The sequence below is a fragment of the Actomonas spartinae genome, assembly GCF_051209155.1.
Classification (GTDB): Bacteria; Verrucomicrobiota; Verrucomicrobiia; order Opitutales; family Opitutaceae; genus Actomonas.
The window spans coordinates 1-18,252 of the sequence record NZ_JBPJGB010000008.1 but is presented as its reverse complement, the minus strand read 5'-3'; the positions used below and the strand labels follow the sequence as shown (position 1 = coordinate 18,252).

Annotated in this window: 30 protein-coding genes; all 30 read left to right on the top strand. The window is 54.4% G+C overall.

What is annotated here, in order from left to right:
* The first annotated feature begins 224 nt into the window (after positions 1–224).
* The 30 genes from AC0MRV_RS20735 to AC0MRV_RS20590 all read left to right on the top strand — a co-directional run bounded on the left by AC0MRV_RS20735 (position 225) and on the right by AC0MRV_RS20590 (position 18,063).
* The gene (locus AC0MRV_RS20735; RefSeq protein WP_472766435.1) at positions 225–620 is read left to right on the top strand and encodes a hypothetical protein; all 396 of its coding nucleotides are present in this window, start codon (positions 225–227) and stop codon (positions 618–620) included.
* A gap of 22 nt (positions 621–642) precedes the next feature.
* A complete protein-coding gene (locus tag AC0MRV_RS20730; protein WP_472766434.1) occupies positions 643–1,071 on the top strand; it encodes a hypothetical protein in 429 nt (142 codons plus the stop codon).
* A gap of 22 nt (positions 1,072–1,093) precedes the next feature.
* Positions 1,094–1,327, top strand: a complete 234-nt coding sequence (locus AC0MRV_RS20725; RefSeq protein WP_472766433.1) for a hypothetical protein — start codon at positions 1,094–1,096, stop codon at positions 1,325–1,327.
* A gap of 128 nt (positions 1,328–1,455) precedes the next feature.
* On the top strand, positions 1,456–1,731 hold the full coding sequence (locus tag AC0MRV_RS20720; RefSeq protein WP_472766432.1) for a hypothetical protein: 276 nt from the start codon (positions 1,456–1,458) through the stop codon (positions 1,729–1,731).
* Between the two features lie 74 nt (positions 1,732–1,805).
* Entirely contained in the window at positions 1,806–2,090 is a 285-nt protein-coding gene (locus tag AC0MRV_RS20715; RefSeq protein WP_472766431.1) for a hypothetical protein, read from the top strand.
* Between the two features lie 61 nt (positions 2,091–2,151).
* Positions 2,152–2,397, top strand: a complete 246-nt coding sequence (locus tag AC0MRV_RS20710; protein WP_472766430.1) for a hypothetical protein — start codon at positions 2,152–2,154, stop codon at positions 2,395–2,397.
* Positions 2,398–3,702: 1,305 nt separating this feature from the next.
* Entirely contained in the window at positions 3,703–4,095 is a 393-nt protein-coding gene (locus AC0MRV_RS20705) for a hypothetical protein (protein WP_472766429.1), read from the top strand.
* Between the two features lie 21 nt (positions 4,096–4,116).
* Entirely contained in the window at positions 4,117–4,722 is a 606-nt protein-coding gene (locus AC0MRV_RS20700; RefSeq protein WP_472766428.1) for a hypothetical protein, read from the top strand.
* A gap of 384 nt (positions 4,723–5,106) precedes the next feature.
* Positions 5,107–5,424 (top strand): hypothetical protein, encoded by a 318-nt coding sequence (locus tag AC0MRV_RS20695; protein ID WP_472766427.1) that lies wholly within the window; start codon positions 5,107–5,109, stop codon positions 5,422–5,424.
* Between the two features lie 494 nt (positions 5,425–5,918).
* Complete coding sequence (locus AC0MRV_RS20690) at positions 5,919–6,332, top strand: hypothetical protein (protein ID WP_472766426.1); 414 nt, start codon at positions 5,919–5,921, stop codon at positions 6,330–6,332.
* A 68-nt stretch (positions 6,333–6,400) separates the two neighbouring features.
* Entirely contained in the window at positions 6,401–6,994 is a 594-nt protein-coding gene (locus AC0MRV_RS20685) for a DUF6794 domain-containing protein (RefSeq protein WP_472766425.1), read from the top strand.
* Between the two features lie 59 nt (positions 6,995–7,053).
* A complete protein-coding gene (locus AC0MRV_RS20680; protein ID WP_472766424.1) occupies positions 7,054–7,521 on the top strand; it encodes an Imm63 family immunity protein in 468 nt (155 codons plus the stop codon).
* Positions 7,522–8,025: 504 nt separating this feature from the next.
* Positions 8,026–8,460, top strand: a complete 435-nt coding sequence (locus AC0MRV_RS20675) for a hypothetical protein (protein WP_472766423.1) — start codon at positions 8,026–8,028, stop codon at positions 8,458–8,460.
* 17 nt (positions 8,461–8,477) lie between these two features.
* A complete protein-coding gene (locus AC0MRV_RS20670; RefSeq protein WP_472766422.1) occupies positions 8,478–8,963 on the top strand; it encodes a hypothetical protein in 486 nt (161 codons plus the stop codon).
* 17 nt (positions 8,964–8,980) lie between these two features.
* Entirely contained in the window at positions 8,981–9,382 is a 402-nt protein-coding gene (locus AC0MRV_RS20665) for a hypothetical protein (RefSeq protein ID WP_472766421.1), read from the top strand.
* 18 nt (positions 9,383–9,400) lie between these two features.
* A complete protein-coding gene (locus AC0MRV_RS20660) occupies positions 9,401–9,901 on the top strand; it encodes a hypothetical protein (protein WP_472766420.1) in 501 nt (166 codons plus the stop codon).
* Between the two features lie 55 nt (positions 9,902–9,956).
* The gene (locus AC0MRV_RS20655) at positions 9,957–10,451 is read left to right on the top strand and encodes a hypothetical protein (protein WP_472766419.1); all 495 of its coding nucleotides are present in this window, start codon (positions 9,957–9,959) and stop codon (positions 10,449–10,451) included.
* Between the two features lie 72 nt (positions 10,452–10,523).
* Entirely contained in the window at positions 10,524–10,952 is a 429-nt protein-coding gene (locus AC0MRV_RS20650; protein WP_472766418.1) for a hypothetical protein, read from the top strand.
* A 94-nt stretch (positions 10,953–11,046) separates the two neighbouring features.
* A complete protein-coding gene (locus AC0MRV_RS20645) occupies positions 11,047–11,415 on the top strand; it encodes a hypothetical protein (protein WP_472766417.1) in 369 nt (122 codons plus the stop codon).
* 1,532 nt (positions 11,416–12,947) lie between these two features.
* Positions 12,948–13,382, top strand: a complete 435-nt coding sequence (locus AC0MRV_RS20640; RefSeq protein WP_472766416.1) for a hypothetical protein — start codon at positions 12,948–12,950, stop codon at positions 13,380–13,382.
* Positions 13,383–13,809: 427 nt separating this feature from the next.
* Positions 13,810–14,208, top strand: a complete 399-nt coding sequence (locus AC0MRV_RS20635; protein ID WP_472766415.1) for a hypothetical protein — start codon at positions 13,810–13,812, stop codon at positions 14,206–14,208.
* Positions 14,209–14,274: 66 nt separating this feature from the next.
* Positions 14,275–14,652, top strand: coding sequence for a hypothetical protein (locus tag AC0MRV_RS20630; RefSeq protein WP_472766414.1), 378 nt, complete (start codon positions 14,275–14,277; stop codon positions 14,650–14,652).
* Positions 14,653–14,668: 16 nt separating this feature from the next.
* Positions 14,669–15,016, top strand: a complete 348-nt coding sequence (locus AC0MRV_RS20625) for a hypothetical protein (protein WP_472765296.1) — start codon at positions 14,669–14,671, stop codon at positions 15,014–15,016.
* 14 nt (positions 15,017–15,030) lie between these two features.
* Positions 15,031–15,459 (top strand): hypothetical protein, encoded by a 429-nt coding sequence (locus AC0MRV_RS20620; RefSeq protein ID WP_472766413.1) that lies wholly within the window; start codon positions 15,031–15,033, stop codon positions 15,457–15,459.
* A 63-nt stretch (positions 15,460–15,522) separates the two neighbouring features.
* A complete protein-coding gene (locus tag AC0MRV_RS20615) occupies positions 15,523–15,915 on the top strand; it encodes a hypothetical protein (protein WP_472766412.1) in 393 nt (130 codons plus the stop codon).
* Between the two features lie 81 nt (positions 15,916–15,996).
* Positions 15,997–16,446 carry a hypothetical protein gene (locus AC0MRV_RS20610; RefSeq protein ID WP_472766411.1) on the top strand — a complete coding sequence of 150 codons (450 nt, stop codon included), beginning with the start codon at positions 15,997–15,999 and terminating at the stop codon, positions 16,444–16,446.
* A gap of 25 nt (positions 16,447–16,471) precedes the next feature.
* Complete coding sequence (locus tag AC0MRV_RS20605) at positions 16,472–17,038, top strand: hypothetical protein (protein WP_472766410.1); 567 nt, start codon at positions 16,472–16,474, stop codon at positions 17,036–17,038.
* A gap of 33 nt (positions 17,039–17,071) precedes the next feature.
* The gene (locus tag AC0MRV_RS20600; protein ID WP_472766409.1) at positions 17,072–17,467 is read left to right on the top strand and encodes a hypothetical protein; all 396 of its coding nucleotides are present in this window, start codon (positions 17,072–17,074) and stop codon (positions 17,465–17,467) included.
* 19 nt (positions 17,468–17,486) lie between these two features.
* Positions 17,487–17,762, top strand: a complete 276-nt coding sequence (locus AC0MRV_RS20595; protein ID WP_472766408.1) for a hypothetical protein — start codon at positions 17,487–17,489, stop codon at positions 17,760–17,762.
* Positions 17,763–17,835: 73 nt separating this feature from the next.
* The gene (locus AC0MRV_RS20590) at positions 17,836–18,063 is read left to right on the top strand and encodes a hypothetical protein (protein WP_472766407.1); all 228 of its coding nucleotides are present in this window, start codon (positions 17,836–17,838) and stop codon (positions 18,061–18,063) included.
* Positions 18,064–18,252: the final 189 nt, after the last annotated feature.

Here is an 18,252-nt window from a genome sequence, read left to right as displayed (position 1 = left end):
AACTCGCCGCATGTTCGTGCTGCGACCGATCAGCAAATTAACTCCTGATGCCCCCAATCCCAAGATGAGATCGCAGTGCCTCAGCCGTGTGGTTCACCCCGAGCCCACTCCAGTTTTACGCTTCCGCAGGCCCGGAGTGAACCACACTGGAAGACCGATACAACCACCGCAGCCAACGCGGGCCTGCGGCCCGCGCGGCTGAGTTCTAACGTTGGCCGAGGAAGATGCAGCTTCACGAAGTCAGTTCATTCGAGAGCCTCCTTTGGAGCATTCTCCATTACGTCGGGATCACGCTTTCCGTCGTTGTTCCAGCACTCGGGGCGCTGTGGGCTTGGTCCGCCTATCGATCGAGCAAGAAAGTGGGATACGTTTTATTGGCGCTCTTTTCCTGCACTCCGTATCTTTCGTTCGCGCTCCGGCAGGTCAGCGCTCATGTCTATCGCGAACAGATCGCGCAGCAGGCGCACGAAGAAAGTAGCGATGTGAAGGTCGTAGATTCTGAGGTGTCGATTCCGCTCTATCACCTGGTATTCACCATCGGCGTGTTTTGCCTTGCGCGCGCCGAAAGAAAACAGGCCAACCAGTCGGTGCAGACAAGGCCGACAGGTCGGCCTGTCTGACCTCAAACGTTCGACTAGAACCATGGTTCGGGAGCCTCAGTTCATCGCTCAACACCGTCCGGTTGTTTCGTATGCCGCGATGGTCGCATTCCTGCTCGTTAGCTTCGTCTCATTTCCGGGAGATTGGCTTTTCTACACCTGCCTGCTATTCGGATTCATCCATTTGCGATTTGAGATTTATCGCTCGTGCGAATCAGAGAAGAAGAAGCGTCGATACATTCAGATCGGATTGGGTTATTTCGTTTTCATGGCTTTCGGACTTCTCTCGCTTCCGTTTCTCTCGATGCTTTCGCACAAAATCACGGCCACAATTATGCCGGCGTCGATTTTGCTTCTCGCGACCGGTGCACTTTATGCGGTGCCAGCCATGGTGTTGCTCGCGGTCCTCGATTTTCAGAAGCCAGAGTCGAACCAGCCGGTGCAGACAAGGCCGACAAGTCGGCCTGTCTGACTTTAATCGTTCGACTCGGATTATGAGTGATCTCACCGCCAAGCACTATCTGGATATCTACGAGTCTAGGCTGAGCATGGCGAAAGAAAGAGTCACGAATCCTGCAGACGACGTAGTCTCCGGGATGAAGCGTTTGGTTTCTTCCCTTCGAAAATTGCCCCCCGAAACCGGCATTCGAGTAGCTGCCACAGACGAAAGCTACGTCTACACGGTTGCGAAAACAGGTGAAGTAATCGCCGAAATTGAACTCGGATGAAAGAAGAGTCGAACCAGTCAGTAGAGACAACGTCGGCCAGGGCCGCCGTTGTGCGTTCACGCCCCTTCCAATCGGTCACTATTTCTAGTTCGCTGGCCGCCGCGTCTCACTTCTAACGTTAGCCGGAAATGAAGGAATTTGCGCAGACCATTCTGATTCTCGGAGGCGGATTAGGGTTGTTCGCGGCGGTTCCGATCTCCCTTTACGGATGGGCGATGCATCGTGGCTTCGGAGGTGACATGGCCGGCGAAGACTATGTGGTTCTTTTTGGCCCGTTCATCTGCCTCGCGGCGCTCGGACTCGGGCTTGTCTGGCGAAGAGCGCAGACAGGGAAACGCCGCAGCTCAAAATTCAAACTGACTGAAGATGGGGGAGCATTCAGCGATGTCGGAGGAGCAGAATGAAAAGGGCTAACCAATCAGTGCAGACAAGGCCGACAAGTCGGCCTGTCTGACTTCAAACGTTCGACAACAAAAGCATGGCGACTCCTGAAGAGCTACTCGACGAGGTCAGTGACCGGACTTCGTTCATTCAATTCGTAAAGGTGCTCGCCGATGAGCGTTCGCGCGCAGCGGAATTGGAAAAAGAGAATCCTACGCGGTATATGCTGGGCGGAGCGCTCAATTGGCAAAACGCCGATATTGCCTCGTTTCTTTACGGAGGCTTGGACAGTTTGAGGGATAAACCTCTACGGCGCGCTCCCACTGAGCCGACATGGAGAGCATTCGCCGAATTCCTTTACCATGGGAAAATCATTGAGTGAGGAAAAGTCGAACCAGTCGCTTCAGAGAACGGCGACAAGTCGCCGCCTCTGAGCTGAAACGATGGGCGAAAACCTAGAGTTCTACGATGAGGTCCAATATCGAGGGCGAGTATCACTCGTCTGCGGCGTGCTCACGATCAGCACGATTATCGTTGGTCGCCTCTCCGGCAGCGGGCCGATGGGCTATTCTGGATTCCTACAGATCTTTTCCGGAATCGGTCTGCTGTTCGGGCTGCTGGCAGTCATCGCTAAAGAGAAGAAACGGAAGGTTGTGTGGTCGGGACTGGTCTTGAATTCCGCACCATAGGTGTTTGGGCTCATCGCCGTGCTGCTCGAGGAGATCACGTCATGAGAAAAGAGCCCATCCAGTCGGTGCAGACAAGGCCGACAAGTCGGCCTGTCTGACCTCAAACGTTCGACGGAAATGAACAAGACACGTTGGATCGCTATTATGCTAGGAGTCGGTGGGATCGCCTATTTAGTTCCGGGTCTGTTCGCGCTCGAAGGTGGCGACGGTTGGGCGTTTCATGGGTCGACGAGCAGGGCGGGTATCCCTGCCGGAACGGCGATTATCATAGGAGTGGTTTTGATCATTCTGTCGTTCGCTGCCTGGGGTAGCTCCGGTCAGAAAAAAGCAGAGCGAATGAGTGGAAACCAAAAGAGTCGAACCAGCCACCGCAGCCAACGAGGCGCTGGCGCGCCTCGCGGCTGAGTTCAATCGTTCGGTAAAACCATGAGTTGTGGATGCGAAAGATTGGCAGATGTTGAAGAAGTCGATGGCTTCGCGCTCACGCTCGAAAATTCAATGAGCCCGGTTGCTTCCGACGCGACCGAGTGGGTCGAACAGAAGAGTTGCCCCGTTTGTGGCTCACAGTGGGTGGTCGACATTTCGGACGGACGAACGAAGCGGTTTATGACCAGAGCACGTGCGTCGTGGTCAGCCGCAGAAGCGGCAAGAAGGCGAGAAGCCATCAAAGCGAAGGAGCGAGTTGACCTAGTCGAATCAGCCGGTGGCGCTACAAACGAGCGATGCGTTTGGGCCGGTTGTGAGAACCCCAGAGTTCGAGACTTTGCGATGTGTGTGAATCACCTTATCCCCTAAAATGAAAATACCGAACCAATCAGTGGAGCCAACGAGCCACAGCGCTCCGCGCTGTGACTCGAGGCTCACTTGAGACGTTCGACGATGAATAAGACGACCATCGCTGTCACCGTCCTGTTCATCGGTGTGGGTTTTGGGCTCCTCCTCTACTATTCCTTCGGATTCCGCGTTACAGCGTCCGCAGCATACCTACTGCTTTCCGGATTCACTCTCGGACACATTGTTCGTAGGAATGCGCCAACTCGCCTCTTTGTTGTTCTTTCGATTCAGGCATCGTTGTTGGTCACCGCGAGTGCATGCGCCTACCTTCTGGAAGCCGGTCGCTACGCTCTACTCAGAAGCGAGAATCTGGTCATGTTCGCCCTCGAGTTTCCGGTCGTTGTTCTACTACTTTTTCTAGGATCACGGATGTCCAAGTTTCTACCCCACCAACACGGGAAAGAGTCGAACCAACCGGTGCAGACAAGGCCGACAAGTCGGCCTGTCTGACCTCCAACGTAGGCGGAAACGATGAGCATCACGATCAATCGACGAGTTGGGACCGAGAAGCTCTGGCGTGTTGTCCCTCGTCAGTTCTCGGAGAAGTGGCGTGGTTACACGATCGAAGGTGAGGTCACGGTCGTGACTTTTGACGACAGAGTGGTCAGTCGATCCACTGCCGAACGCGCCGTCCGAAAAGCGAAGCGCGACGATACAGATCGCTTCCTCTTTGTCGGACGAGATTTCACCCAAGAGGCCCGAATATTTCTCGAGGAGCGCGTTATTCCATTGATCGATCTCCAGCACTTCGGGTGGACCGACTCTTCGCACGAGTCGATACGCGTCGAAATCGGTGCGAAAGTTAAAAGGCCTATCCATCCGCCGCAGCCAACTCAGGTCAGCTCCGCTGACCTGAGCGGCTGAGCTCAGACGTTGGGCAATGCCATGAAACCGTTCACTGCGATTCTTACACTTTCTGTTTTGTTGCTCACCGGCTGCATCACGGCCGTCAATCCCGAGACTGCCGCCAGTGTCGATCTTACGAAGACCGGACTTGTGCTGGCTTCCATGAGGCTCAGCGGCGAAGCCGACGATGTGAAGAAAGTTGCGGTGGAGTTCTATCTCCGGCCGCTAGAAGGCCGCGGTAGCTTCATGAAGGAGCTGGTCATCAACAGTTCGAGAGATCTTTGGCTGATCGAAGTGCCGCTAGGGAGTTACCGAATCGGAGATTGGTTCTTGGGCGCCGGCACGATGCGTCGCGAGTCAGGTGAGCATTCGTTCGAGTTTGATGTCCGGCCTGGTGAGATCACTTACATCGGACTGTTTGACGTAGCCGTTGAGCGTGAAAAGAACACGTTCGGGCTCCGGGTCATACCGCTGGCATCGCCTGTGTTGAGGGATGACTACATCCACACGGTTTCTGCCTTCAAAGAGAAGTTTCCATCATTATCCGGGACCCCGATTCGGAACGCATCACCAGCGAAATTTGACTGGGGGACACCTGATAGCATGGCGGTGCCTATTTACATTCCAGTTCAGAATACAAAATGACGAAAAAGCCCAACCAACCGCCGGAGACAAGGCCGACAAGTCGGCCTGTCTCAGCTTAGACGTTCGACGTAAATGAGAAGCGACCCCAATCCTCAGTTACGAGACGCCGCGAAGGCGTGGCTCTGTCTGCTTCTCAGCATGATGTGGATCGGATTGGGCATCGCTGGTTTCATGTTCGTTTTCCAGAGCCAATACTTTGGAAGCGTGGCGTTGGCATCACTGGGAGTCATCCTGCTTAGTGGAGTCCTAGTCCTGAAAGGCGGCTACATGTTCATCATCTCCCTGATCAGCCTCTTTCGCCGATGAAAAAGAAAAGGTCGAACAAGCCACCGCAGCCAACGGCGGGCTTCGCCCGCCGCGGCTGAGTTCAAACGTTCGCCGGATATGAAGCTGCTTGTGAAAGTCGAAGGTGGTCCTTCTCCAGGGGTGACCATCGCCGGCGAGCAGAAAGATCTCATCACGCTCGCTGAGCGTCTGAAGAGCGGAGCCGAAGCGAAGTCCGACGGGGTGATTCAAATCGACGGGATCCAAGTCGAGGGCGAGCCCCACGAGTGGATCGGTTTTGAGGTCGTGAGAAGTTTTCCGAAAGCACGTGATGACCAGAAGGTGAAAGCCGCCCCGACCAAGATCGTGGCATTCTCGATGATCGTTGCACTTCTTGCGCTATTATACCTCGCCTACCGAGGTCTGCGGACCTTTTGAGACGGATGAAAAAAGAGGCGAACCAATCAGTGGAGACAACTCCGGGGCTGGCGCCCCTCCGTGTCTCACTTTAGACGTTCGACGGAAATGGAAGACGGTCCGGTAGCCGCTCAGATTATTGTCACGATGTGCGCGCTTTTCGGCGTGGCGTTTTTAGCCGGGTTTTTCCTGCAGTGGAATCGTGTATCCATTCAGATTAGATGCGCCGAGAAGTTAGCGGCAGAATGGAAGTCACGAGGGAAGTCGGTCGCCCTACTTCGCTGGTGGTTGGTCACGCCGTGGATCGTGGTAGTCGAAATCTGGGATGAGACGAGAGGTTGTCGATTTCTCGTTCCGATCGGAGCTGCCTTGTGCGCGACAGCATACGTGACCTATGCTCTCTACCTGAAATGAAAGAGTCGAACCAACCGCCGCAGAGAACGGCGACAAGTCGCCGTCTCTGAGCTCAGACGTTGGCCGTAGAACCCGTGCGAATCGCTCTGACATTCCTCTTCGTGAGTGCATCGCTTTTTGCCGGTGAAGTTACCGATGCGGTTCGAGCACTCGCGCGCCAGGCATCAGCTGCCCGCGTTACCACAGTCTTGGCGGAGAGTCGCAGGGTCACCGAGCTGTCACGTGCGGAAATCGAAGCGTTTGCAGAAGCGTTCGATGTCTCAGATCCTACTCCCGAGATTCTCCCCGACGGGCGAAAAATCTACGCAGGGCCATGCAAGTGCCTTCCTACCCACGGTATAACTTTCAGCTTCCCCGAAGAAGAAGACCTTGTCCTGCTTGTGAATCTGGAGGCCCCTCCCATGGTGGACGTCGAAGAGAAGGATATCGATCGTCTTCGGATACCTTGGCATACCTCGCTTCGACTCACTCCGAGAAGTGCGGAATCGGTCATCAAATTCCTGAGTTCGAAATGAAGAAAGAGGCCAACAAACCGCCGGAGACAAGGCCGACAAGTCGGCCTGTCTCAGCTTAGACGTTGGCTATGAAAACTGGGACGATCGCCAAGGTTCTACTCGGCTTTCCTATTTCGATCGTCGTTATCTTCGCTTGGAGTCGACTGGATATTTTCTTCGGCAGCTCATCGTATTGGGACTACGAACTGGAGGTGCCTGGCGACGTTTCCAGCGCCAAGGAGGTCGAACATGTCATTCCCTCAAGTTTGCCGGAGGCCGTGGAGATTCTGTTAGCCGAAGAGGGTCCCAAAGGCGTAGAGATTTTAAGGCGGATCGAAGGAAGACCTGACGAGATTCTTGACGCAGTAGAGCGCCACTATCGACTGGCCTACGAAGACGGCGGATACGGCATGGGCTTACGCAACGGTTGGGAGCTATGGGGGAGAGGAAGACTTGCGAAGTGGTTTAGATGGAGAGATGTCCGCCATCCGGATGATATGTCCGGTATCGTGCTAGGGGCCGTGGTGGCCGCAGCACGTGGACACGACTACGACGTATTCACTCGTCAGCATGTTGTGGTCTTGTTCCGCCGAGGAATTTTCCTCTGGTTGATTACACTCGTTCTCTGGTCACCTGCGACTAAGGTGCTGGCCCGAGTGAAAACAAAGAGAGCCAACCAGTAGGTCGAGACAACGGCGGCCGCTGCGCGGCCACCGCGTCCCACCTGAATCGTTCGCCTGAAATGAAGCAGCGTGTTAACGATCTTAGAACCCGCTACCTCGACTTCGCTAGGGCCGTTGGTGCGCCCGACCATATTGTTTCCTTTCGAGAGTCACCGAGCCACACCGGCGCGCCTCATGTGGAATATGAAGGTTCGGACCTCTGTTTCGTTGTGACGGAGCGCGGGTGCGAATTCGAAAGGCGCCGGACCAAAGACCCAGACACCCTCATGTATTGGCTCCTTTCAGACCTGACGTTCCAGATGGCATGTGACTACGAGTCCCGGTTTCGAAGAAAAGACGAGGACTTCCGTCGTCAGCTCTTCGAGAAGCAGCTCGATTTACTGGGTTCGTTGAAGCCGGAATGGCGCGAGCGGAGAAAAGGTGAGATTCGATCGGTGCTCGAAAAGAACCCATTCACTGACAAGAAAGAGGCGAACCAGCCGGCGGAGGCAACGGAGGCCGTTGCACGTCCTCCGCGCCTCACCTGAATCGTTATGTGGAGCAGAATATCAGTCGCACTTCTCGCCTTCCTGCCCGGAGCGGCTTGGTGCCAGCCATTCACGCCGCAGAACCCGATCGAAGGGGTATCCGCCAGCTATCATGCGGATCGAAGCTTAGCCACGCCCGGCGACCAAGTGCAGGTGACATTGGAGATTTCGAATCATACGTCCGGAACCATCGAAGCGCTAGATCCACGCGACTACGGATGGTCGCATCGCGAACTTGAAGAAAACAGAAGAAGCACCTGTCCCGGTCCGTTTCACATCTACGATGGCGAAGACCATTTCATAGTTCTAGCCCCCGGAGAGACCTTCACCGTGACTACCGTCTATACGATTCCGAGTTGCGAGTCTCGATCGACGGGAGTTCGGATTTTCCACACTCCTTATGAGGCCGACGCCTGCGTAATCTACTACGATGAGAAAAGGACATAACCAATCAGTGCAGACAAGGCCGACAGGTCGGCCTGTCTGACCTCAGACGTTAGCCAAATGAAGCTCACAGCCCTCATCACCCTTACCGCTATTATTGGCGGCTTGATCGGATACGCAGTGAAAGGCGCGGTTAGCGAATCAGAGGAGGATGGGCGTCTCATCGCTATGCACGAGACTGCGCTACTGGTCTTCGTTGCCCAAAAAGAAAAGGCGGAGGTTGCTGATCGTCTGATGCAGGGTTTCTGGGCACACACCGTTCGCGAATCCTCAAACGAAGATTTGAAACAGAGCATCGCAGTCAGTCTATACGCCTACTCCACCGTATCCGGATTTCCTCTACGAGCTGACATCATTTCCTCCCTGCCTCAACCCGATCCTCAGAAAGTGAGTGAGTGGGTTGAGGGCTTTGATCAGATCCGAAAGAGGGGTGCCGAAGAGGCTAACCAGCCACCGCAGCCAACGCAGGTCAGCTCCGCTGACCCGCGCGGCTGAGCTCAGACGTTAGCAGTATGAGAACAATCGCGATAGGTTGCATCGTCTTGGGACTCGGAGAACTTTGTGCCGCCGAAGAAGCGACCGAGCCCGTTGCGGATTTTGCGAAAGTCGCAGTTCGAGAAGTCAATCGTGCGGATGGAATTGATGCGCTCGAAGCAAAGTCTTTGGCCAGCGACTACTACCTTGAGATTTATGGAGTTGCCTGTGGCGGTGTTGATGTGCGCGAGGAGACGGATGGCGCCTGGATCATTTCCACGGTATTTGGATATGCAGCGACTTCTGGATCTGACATCATCGTTCGAAAGGACGGCACAAGAGTCATGAGATCAGGTGGTCCAGATATGGAGTTTCGAGATGGTCACTGGATCTATGATCGTTCGAAAAATCCAAACCGGGAGTTCGAAGAATTTCTCGCGAAGTTTCGCTCAAAAAAGATGCTAACCAACCAGTCGAGACAACTCCGGCCAGTGCTCCGCACTGACCTCCGCGTCTCACTTTAATCGTTGGACGAAGCGAAATGAAATACGCGATCCTCGCATATGGAGTAATCGGCTTCTTCGCCTACCTCTGGTATGCACCGCGCTCGTTAAAGAGGAGAGGCATCAAGTCGGGAGACCGTGGGAGCGCAGCACTTTGGCTTCTAGGCACCGAGGCGCCTGGTTTGCTTGTTGTCCTCCTTGCCTTAGCTGCATGGCCGGTTGTGGTCCCGCTGTGGATTTGGTCCGTGATCGACGCGAAGAAGAAAGAGAAAGAGTATGCCGAGATGATGGCGCGGGAGCGTGAAGCCCGAGCAAACGACAAATACTACGGCATGACTTTTGACCAGAAGCTTGAGGTTCTCGCACGCCTTGCGAAGGACACGGAAAACAAAGAGTCCAACCAACCGGCGCAGACAAGGACCACAAGTGGTCCTGTCTGACCTCAAACGTTAGACAAAATGGCACTCTGGCAGACAAGCTTCCTCTTTCTTCCGAAGTCCCTAGTCGCGGACTTTGACGAAGTCCCCGAGAAAGCATTCGGACGCTTCCAGGACGCGTTGGCCACTGTTGCTCCGAGTTTTGCTCTTCCGAGTGAGTATGCTGCGGCTGTGAGCAGGCTCTTACCGAAGAAGGTTGGATGGCATGCCGACATGGAATTGTGGGGCGACGAGAAGTCGGACGATTTGTCTGTCTGGCGGGAAGAAGGTCGCCTCGCATCAATCGAAGTCCGTTTTGATGTTCGGAAGCTCGATGATTCGCTTATCGAAGGCGTTCTCGCTTTGGCGGACGCTTGGGGGTGCGTTCTTGTCGAGCGAAGATACCGCAAGGTCTGCCGGCTTGATGCTCCGGGCCTCAGGGCCCTGATTTGCGGACACCCGCATTGCCGCGCGATGCAGGATCCAAAAGCTTGGCTTCCAGTCCTAGCCGAAGAGGTGCGCCAAAATGAAAAAAGAGCCTAACCAGGCGCCGGAGCCAACGTCGGGGCTGCGCCCCGCCGCGGCTCATCTGTAACGAATGGACAGAATAGAAAGCTTCGTGCGCTGGATTCCGATAGCGGTCGCGCTCGTCTGCGCTGGTTGCGACGAGAGCGGAGAGCGCTTGGTGGAGTCGAAGCTCTTCTACTGGAGAGGTAGCGACCCTCGGGTGGGTTCGATGAGCGCGAGCGAAGTCGCCGACATCGTCCGAGAAATAGGTTCGCGGGAGTATCCAGTCGATGCGCGCGAGCTGTATCCGATCACCCCAGACGAACCCGAACCGGTCACTGTTTGGAGTTGGGACGGGATGCAGACCTCGGAGGCCAGTCCTATCGGTGGAATTGTGCAGGATTACTGGCTGAATGATTCGCACGTCCTGAGGGTTACCACCGCCTACTTTCGTTCGGAGAAGGAAGAAGTTGGCTATCGCAACCTAGCGTGGGCTAGTGTGCTTACCGCCTCGGAGGCCTACGACGAAAGGCTGAATCAGATTCACACCAAGCACATCGACATGATTCACTTCGAGTATGAATAAAGAGTCCATCCAGTCAGTGCAGACAAGGCCGACAAGTCGGCCTGTCTGACTATAAATCGTTCGACCAGCACCATGGTTCGGGAGCCTCAATTCATCGCTCAGCACCGTCCGGTTGTTTCGTATGCCGCGATGGTCGCATTCCTGCTCGTTAGCTTCGTCTCGTTTCCGGGAGATTGGCTTTTTTACACCTGCCTGCTATTCGGATTCATCCATTTGCGATTTGAGATTTATCGCTCGTGCGAATCAGAGAAGAAGAAGCGTCGATACATTCAGATCGGATTGGGTTATTTCGGTTTCATGGCTTTCGGCCTTCTCTCGCTTCCGTTTCTCTCGATGCTTTCGCACAAAATCACGGCCACAATTATGCCGGCGTCGATTTTGCTTCTCGCGACCGGTGCACTTTATGCGGTGCCAGCCATGGTGTTGCTCGCGGTCCTCGATTTTCAGAAGCCAGAGTCGAACCAGCCGGTGCAGACAAGGCCGACAAGTCGGCCTGTCTGACTTTAATCGTTAGCTAACTATGAAGGCGGTATTTCTGATTTTAGCAGGGGTCGCGCTTTCAGGATGTTCGCGTGATCCTGCACCTCTGCTCACCGTGAATGAGCTGGCCGCATCGTGTTATGATCGCATCGGCCAAGAGGTGCGTGTTTCCGGATTCTTGTGGTTTACCGCAGAGGACGAGGCCATGACTGACAGCGTCGGAGTAGGTAGCGATTCCGTGTTAGGTGTATCCGTAGATCCGATCATCATGAAAGATAGTCCTCCGTCCGTAGGTCGGGAGCGACTTAAAGCGCTCTATGACGGGAAGCGAATCGTCGCCGAAGGTCATGTTGTTCACGGTGATCGCTACGGGAACGGCGGTCTTTCGGTTGTCTATTTGGAAATCCAAAAGATAGAAGGAGCTAACCAACCAGTTGAGCCAACGCCTACAGCGCTTCGCGCTTCCGGCGCGGCTCACTTCTAACGATGGGCCGAAGAGTGTATCTTTTCCTGTCGCTCGCAGCATTCTCCGCTGCGGCGGTTTTGCATGCAGCATCCTATTGGTTAGAGGTTCCCCGAGTATTTCTGACTGCGGCGCTCTGTTCTGCCGCGGCACTATGCGTTCCACTTGTTGTGCTTTTCTTGCGTCTTCGGAGAGAAGGCAGTTCGGAGGAGATATGGCGTCGGTTCTGGTGTTCGGTTGTCGAACGTTGTCCACGATGGATCTGGAGTTGCATGACCATCGCTTGGCTTCTCGCGATGTTCGCGTTCGTCAGAGGCAGCTTCGGCTATCCAGCTCCGATGACGTTCCATTCTGCATTGGCGCTGATTCCGATCTCTGCAGCGTTGTCGTATTCCGTGACTCTATCGCGCCGATGAAGAAAGTGCTCATCCAGTCAGTGCAGACAAGGCCGACAAGTCGGCCTGTCTGACTTAAATCGATGGACGTAGCAGTGAAGACTAGAACCCGAAATGCGATTGTATCCGGCCACGCATGCTCGGTGGTGGTGCTACTGCTGTTCGTGACGAAGACGCACCCGACGACATTCGACCACATGATGAAGTTGGCTGCTGTTGCCGCCTTCGTCGTGCCGGCTCTGGCCTTTTCGAGAGGAGTGAGTTGGTCGAGATATCTCGTGATTTTCGAATCTGCGATCTTCTCAGTGTTTTGGGCATCGGTTCCTTTTTGGGTGTTTCCACGAAGTGGAAGCACGGTCATTTGGTTGCCATGGATTGCGATCGGAGCGCTTTCGATTAGTGCCCTCTGCCTCGCGGTGAAGAAAGAGTCCAACCAACCAGTCGAGCCAACGAGCCACAGCGCTCCGCGCTGTGACTCGCGGCTCCCTTGAGACGTAGGCGAACAACAATGAATCCGTATCGTCTGCTGTTGTTTGTTCAGCTCGCTCCAATCGTGATGATCTTTCCGACATTTGTTCTGCTATTCGAGCCGTATCCGCGGCTGGCGATGGCTGCTCTAGCATTGACGCTAGTTTTCGGATTCTTGGGGATGCGGATCAAATGCCCGAATTGCGGACGCGCACCTCAGTTGAGAAATCACCCAGATATTCCATTTCGGATCTGTGCACCACGCTGGCGCGATCAGTGTCCTCATTGTCACGCCCCGCTTTCACGTCTACTACCCGATAAAGAATGGCCTATCCAGCCGCCCGAGCCAACGAGCACCGCCGCTCCGCGTCGGCGCTCGCGGCTCAGCTAAATCGTTCGACAAATACAAATATGAGAAAGCGAGTCGTTCTAATTTTTTCGGTCCTGTTGATGGTCATCAGCAGTGGGTGTTCGAACGTGCCGCTTATACGCTTCGATGATTCTGCGCGCGGCGGCCAAGAAGGAGGATACTGGACGAGGGATCCAAATCGGAACCCGAACTCCCCGAGGGATATCTCCGACAAAGAAATGCAGAAAGCACTTGGGCCAGGATCATGAAACAGAAAGAATCGAACCAACCACCGGAGACAAGGCCGACAAGTTGGCCTGTTTCAGCTTAGACGTTCTACAATGAAAACACTTCGCTTTGAAGGATCAGATCGACGATTTTCCAGTATGCTATTGGCGATAGGTTACCTCGTCGTCGGCGGGATCTTTGCGTTTGATTCGGGGGTCAATGTTCCTCGAACGGTTCTAATCGGCACATGCGTGGTTTTGGCCGCCTACTATTTTCGCGAGCTTAGGTTTTCGGAATACACCGAATTGAAGATCAGTGAAGATCGTATCCTTCAGTTTACTACTGGACGGCTGGCACCGCATTGGTGCGATGTTGATCGCGTGGAAGAATTCGGAATTGAGTTTTCGATCACGGGAGACGGCCACCAGATCCATATGCGAAAGCGTGGGCTGAGTGAGGAGCTTTCGAGCATCCTTCTCAAACAGATTAGGTCGAACCAGTCAGTGGAGACAACGCAGGCCATTGCACGGCCTGCGCGTCTCACTTAAAACGTTGGACAGCAATGAAAGGGTTCGGACTGTTACTCGCGATTTTGAGCGCCACTACCGGTTGCGTTTCAAAGAAGCACACGGTTGCCGAAGCCACCACGACCTCGCAGACCGTGTGCGAGCTACACGGCGTGAACCTACAGCTTCGGAAGATGTATTCGGTAGATCTATCCGTCCCTGGTCATCTTCCGCATATCGATCCGTTCTCGAATCCCTATTACCATGAGGTGGCCGGGCGATTTCCGCATCTCATTCCCGAGTATTTTTTCGAGGAGCCCACGCCATTCACCACACACAGCTACGACGTCGAGTTTTGCCCCCAGTGCGAAGCAGAGTTCGAAGTTGCTCTCGCAAAGAGAAAGAAGTCCAACCAACCGGTGCAGACAAGATCGCCAAGGCGGCCTGTCTGACCTCAGACGTTCTACAAATGAGACTAGCGAAGTTGATCCCACTGTTGCTTTTGCCCTTTGTCTGCGCCGCGCAACCGGCAAGCGAAATCCTTCGAATCAAAATCGAATGGCTGAATGCGAAGGAGTGCGGAATTGAGGGATGCAAGCCGCACACCATAATTTTAGAAAGTGGGAGATCATTTGGCTTCATGTGGCCCAACATCCCCGAGCGAGGCTTATTTGAGATTTGGCCGTCGTCCCGTGAGGACGGGATCCAGCTTAAATTGGAGAGGTTCAGCCGCCCCGAAGAAGGTCCACCGAGTGTTGTTGCATCGGTTTCTGCTACTCTGAAACGAGGTCAGCCCACAGACATCACCATTGGTGATATCGAATGGAGGGTCACCGCCTCCAAAGAAAGTGATGAAACAAAAGAGTAGAACCAGCCGGTGCAGACAAGGCTGACAAGTCGGCCTGTCTGACCTCTAGCGTTAGCCGCACACAAAATGAACAGTCCTGAGTCAGGTGTGATTTCGGTTTCAGGTCGGGAGCTTTCCTATCGCTCCGATCACTATGGCCAGTGGTCGATCCCGCTTTCCGAGATTCGCGAGATCTCAGAGCTCACCACTGCGGAAGGCCCGTTTGTAGACGACTATTTCTTCTGCTTCCGCACCGCTCAAAAAGAAGAAGTGAGAGCTTCATTCTATGCGGTCGGCTGGGATGATTTATGGCCGATTCTGGCCGAGACGTTTCCCGGTCTGATTCGTCCAGGACTGTGCGACTCGACTTCTTCCCGGACTCGAATTCTCTGGCCCCAAGATACAGAAGAAGAGCCCAACCAACCGGCGGAGACAAGGCCGACAAGTCGGCCTGTCTCAGCTTAGACGTTCGACAAACAAGATGAAACTGGTGCGCACCTACCTCCTCCTGACCGGCTTGGCTACGGTGGTCGTTTCGGTTCTTTCGACCTACTACATTTTGGCCGGCAGCGGAGGAACAGAGATTCGCCGCCTTAGAGATTTCGCACGGGTCCAAAACGACCAAGCGATTGTCGATGCGCGCTTCGAAGCGGTTGCTTCTGGATATGATCAGCGATCGACCGATGCCACGATTTTGGTCCTGGGCGTCTACTGCTTGGGCACGCTGAATCTGGGTTTCCTGCTATATCTCGGGACCAGTAAAAAATATAGGTCGAACCAACCGGTCGAGACAACGCAGGCCGTTGCACGGCCTGCGCGTCTCACCTGAAACGTTCGACATTCATGATGCGCTTGTTGCTCCTGCTCATGTTCGCCTGCTCCGCTTTCGGGGGTGATGTGACTTTGCCCTCAGGGCGGCTGCTTAAGCAGGCGGTCATTGGTCCATTTCATTCCACGAAGGAAGGGTTTCCGAAGACCGTGATACTGAAATATGTGACGACTCTGGACGATCTGACTGACGCAAGTCTGAAGGCAGAGGTTGACGACGTCTGGACCTTCTTTCGCCCCATCGCGGACGAGGGAGAAAATGAAGCAGCCGTGATTATGATCGTGGTGGACCAAGATTCGGTGGTTCCGTTTGTGTCCCGAGAGGGTCTGAAGAATTTCGTTTTTAAGAAGGAGCAGGGAGAATGGGCACTTTCGAAGAAGGCCGGAAAAGAAGAAGGGTCGAACAAACCAGTGGAGACAACTCCGGTCAGTGCTCCGCACTGACCTCCGCGTCTCACTCCAGACGGACGAATGGATTCCCTAGCAAAGCCGCCTCCGATTCCCAAGATGCCCTTCACGTGGAAAGAGTATCTGGTCGCGGCGTTCTGCGTGATCGCCTTCATTTTTCGCACGACCTTGGCGGAGGACATTTGGCTGTCGTTCCAATCCGAATCAAAGGAACTTGAGCCATCGATTTTGAAGTCGCCAGAGATCAACGAGGACTTCCTGAAAGTTTGGAGCATCGAGACCATAAATCCAAAAATCGGTCGCCACAGTAAAAGCTGGTGGCGAAACGAAGAAGTTGGGGGATTCTTTACCTATGAGCTTCGAGGGTTATTGCGCGCCGAGAGCGTAAGCAAGATTCGTCGCGGATCAGAAACATATGCAGTCTATTTCACGAAGGAAGGCGATGGATCACTGAAGATCACCCGAATCGAACGTAACCCGAGCTTTTATTAAAATGAATGAGCCCATTCATCCACCGCAGCCAACGAGGCGCTGGCGCGCCTCGCGGCTGAGCTTAGACGTTGGCCATAAAACATGCGCATAGCGTCCACCGTTTTCAGCAGCCTGCTCTCTGTCGTGGTATTCGCGGCGCTTTGGAGCGGATTTGTCGTGCGCCAGCATTCCTACGGCGGCGACACCCGTCTTTCACAGTTTGGCGGCACCTTGCTCTATTTCTGCGTCTATCTTCTGCCTTTCCTTGTCGCGATGTCTCTCGTGGTTTGCTTCGTCGGCGAAGCGCTCGCCTCCAAGAAGAAGATTAAAGCGTTGGTTGCCTTACGGTGGCTGTCTTGGCTTTTCGTATCGATTGCCGTGTTAGGCGGCCTCACGATTCTCGCGAATCCCATGCTCTGGACATCTTCGATCACCTGCAGTGCGATGGCAGGCGTTTTTGGCGGAATCGTATATCTCAGTCTCTTGGGGATGAAAGAGGACAACCAGCCGCCGCAGCCAACTCAGGTCAGCTCCGCTGACCTGAGCGGCTGAGCTCAAACGTTGGACCAGAAGTCGGATGAAGCTGTTCGTGATTACTCTGCTTGCCTGTTGTCTCTGTGACTTGTCTGCGGAGTCGAAAGCGCCAAACACGAAGCTTGTTCACGATTTCTTCGCTGCATTGGAAAAGCACCCCGATCCTGAGCCGCTCCGTCGGAATTTACGGGGACCCAAACCTTCGCCTGGCGAATGGGTCGTCGACCAGTCGAAATTGTTAGTTTGGGCTGCGTTCACCAAAGAGTTCCGACTTTTGATTTTCGACCCTGGGTCGCATAGCTGGCCAGGGTCGCAGCCCATTACAGTTGTTCTTACCGATGCCGATTTGGAGGTGCTCGACTGGATTGAAATCGGAGGAAGCCCCGTATTCCGATCAGCGGAGCTAGATGAAAGCTCCAGTCAGTTGACTGTTACTTTCAGGCAGAGAAGCGGAGGTGCCTATATCCAGAGCGTTCAGGTCCGTGCGGAAAAGCTGGAGCTTGTTGATTCGAAATCCACACCTGATCTGAATCTGGGAGTGTTTCTCTACGAAGAGAAAATTGCCCTACCAACGAGTGGAGCCAACGAGCCACGGCGCTCCGCACCGTGACCCGCGGCTCACTTCAAACGTTCGACGCAGAAGATGATTTCGCCGCCGTCTACAGTCCACAATGCGGACCTTTGGCAGAAGCATCGCAGGAAAGTGCGAGCCCTCGCGCAGCGTATCATTTCTGGAGAAGTCGGCGTGATCGAGGGTTCCCGCCAGATGGCCAAGTTCGAAGTCTGGCTTCACGCGCGGAGCGACGAGGACTTCCGTGTTTTCGCAGGCGTGAACTCGGAATCAGACCATTTACCGGTCGGCGAAGCCAGGAAGCATTGGAGTTCGGAAGCCCTGCTCCAGAAGGACCAAGAGATTCTATCGCTCGAGGATTTTTATCGCAATGAAGTAATCGCTGCCGCTCATCGTATCCGAACGAAATTCGGAGAAGAAGAGTCGAACCAACCGGTTCAGACAAGGCCGACAAGTCGGCCTGTCTGACCTCAAGCGTTAGCCGGAAATGAAGGAATTTGCGCAGACCATTCTGATTCTCGGAGGCGGATTAGGGTTGTTCGCGGCGGTTCCGATCTCCCTTTACGGATGGGCGATGCATCGTGGCTTCGGAGGTGACTTGGCCGGCGAAGACTATGTGGTTCTTTTTGGCCCGTTCATCTGCCTCGCGGCGCTCGGACTCGGGCTTGTCTGGCGAAGAGCGCAGACAGGGAAACGCCGCAGCTCAAAATTCAAACTGACTGAAGATGGGGGAGCATTTAGCGATGTCGGAGGAGCAGAATGAAAAGGGCTAACCAATCAGTGCAGACAAGGCCGACAAGTCGGCCTGTCTGACTTCAAACGATGGGCGAAGAACGATGAGCGACCTCACTTCAATGATCCCGAGTAAGAAAGCGGTGAGCATCTTCTTCGCGATCTACACCACCTTGTTTATCGTCGGAATCATCGGCGTTCTAGCACTTCCGGAAGAAGAAAGGGCGATGCGTAAGATCGCATACTTCATGAGCTACTTCTTCGGCCTGCCGATTTTAGGATCTATTGGCCTGTTGATCCTCGAAAAGACAGGGATCTGGAATGGAAAGTGAAGAGCCCATCCACCCACCGCAGCCAACGACTGACAGCTCCTCTGTCAGTCGCGGCTGAGTTCAATCGTTCGCCAAATATGAAGATTACGCTACTCATGTTGTGTGCTGGTTTCATATGCACCGTTTGCGTTGCGGGCACGAATCAGGAACCCGATTTGGGGGCGGCGGTCGTGCGAAAGGAGCTTGGAG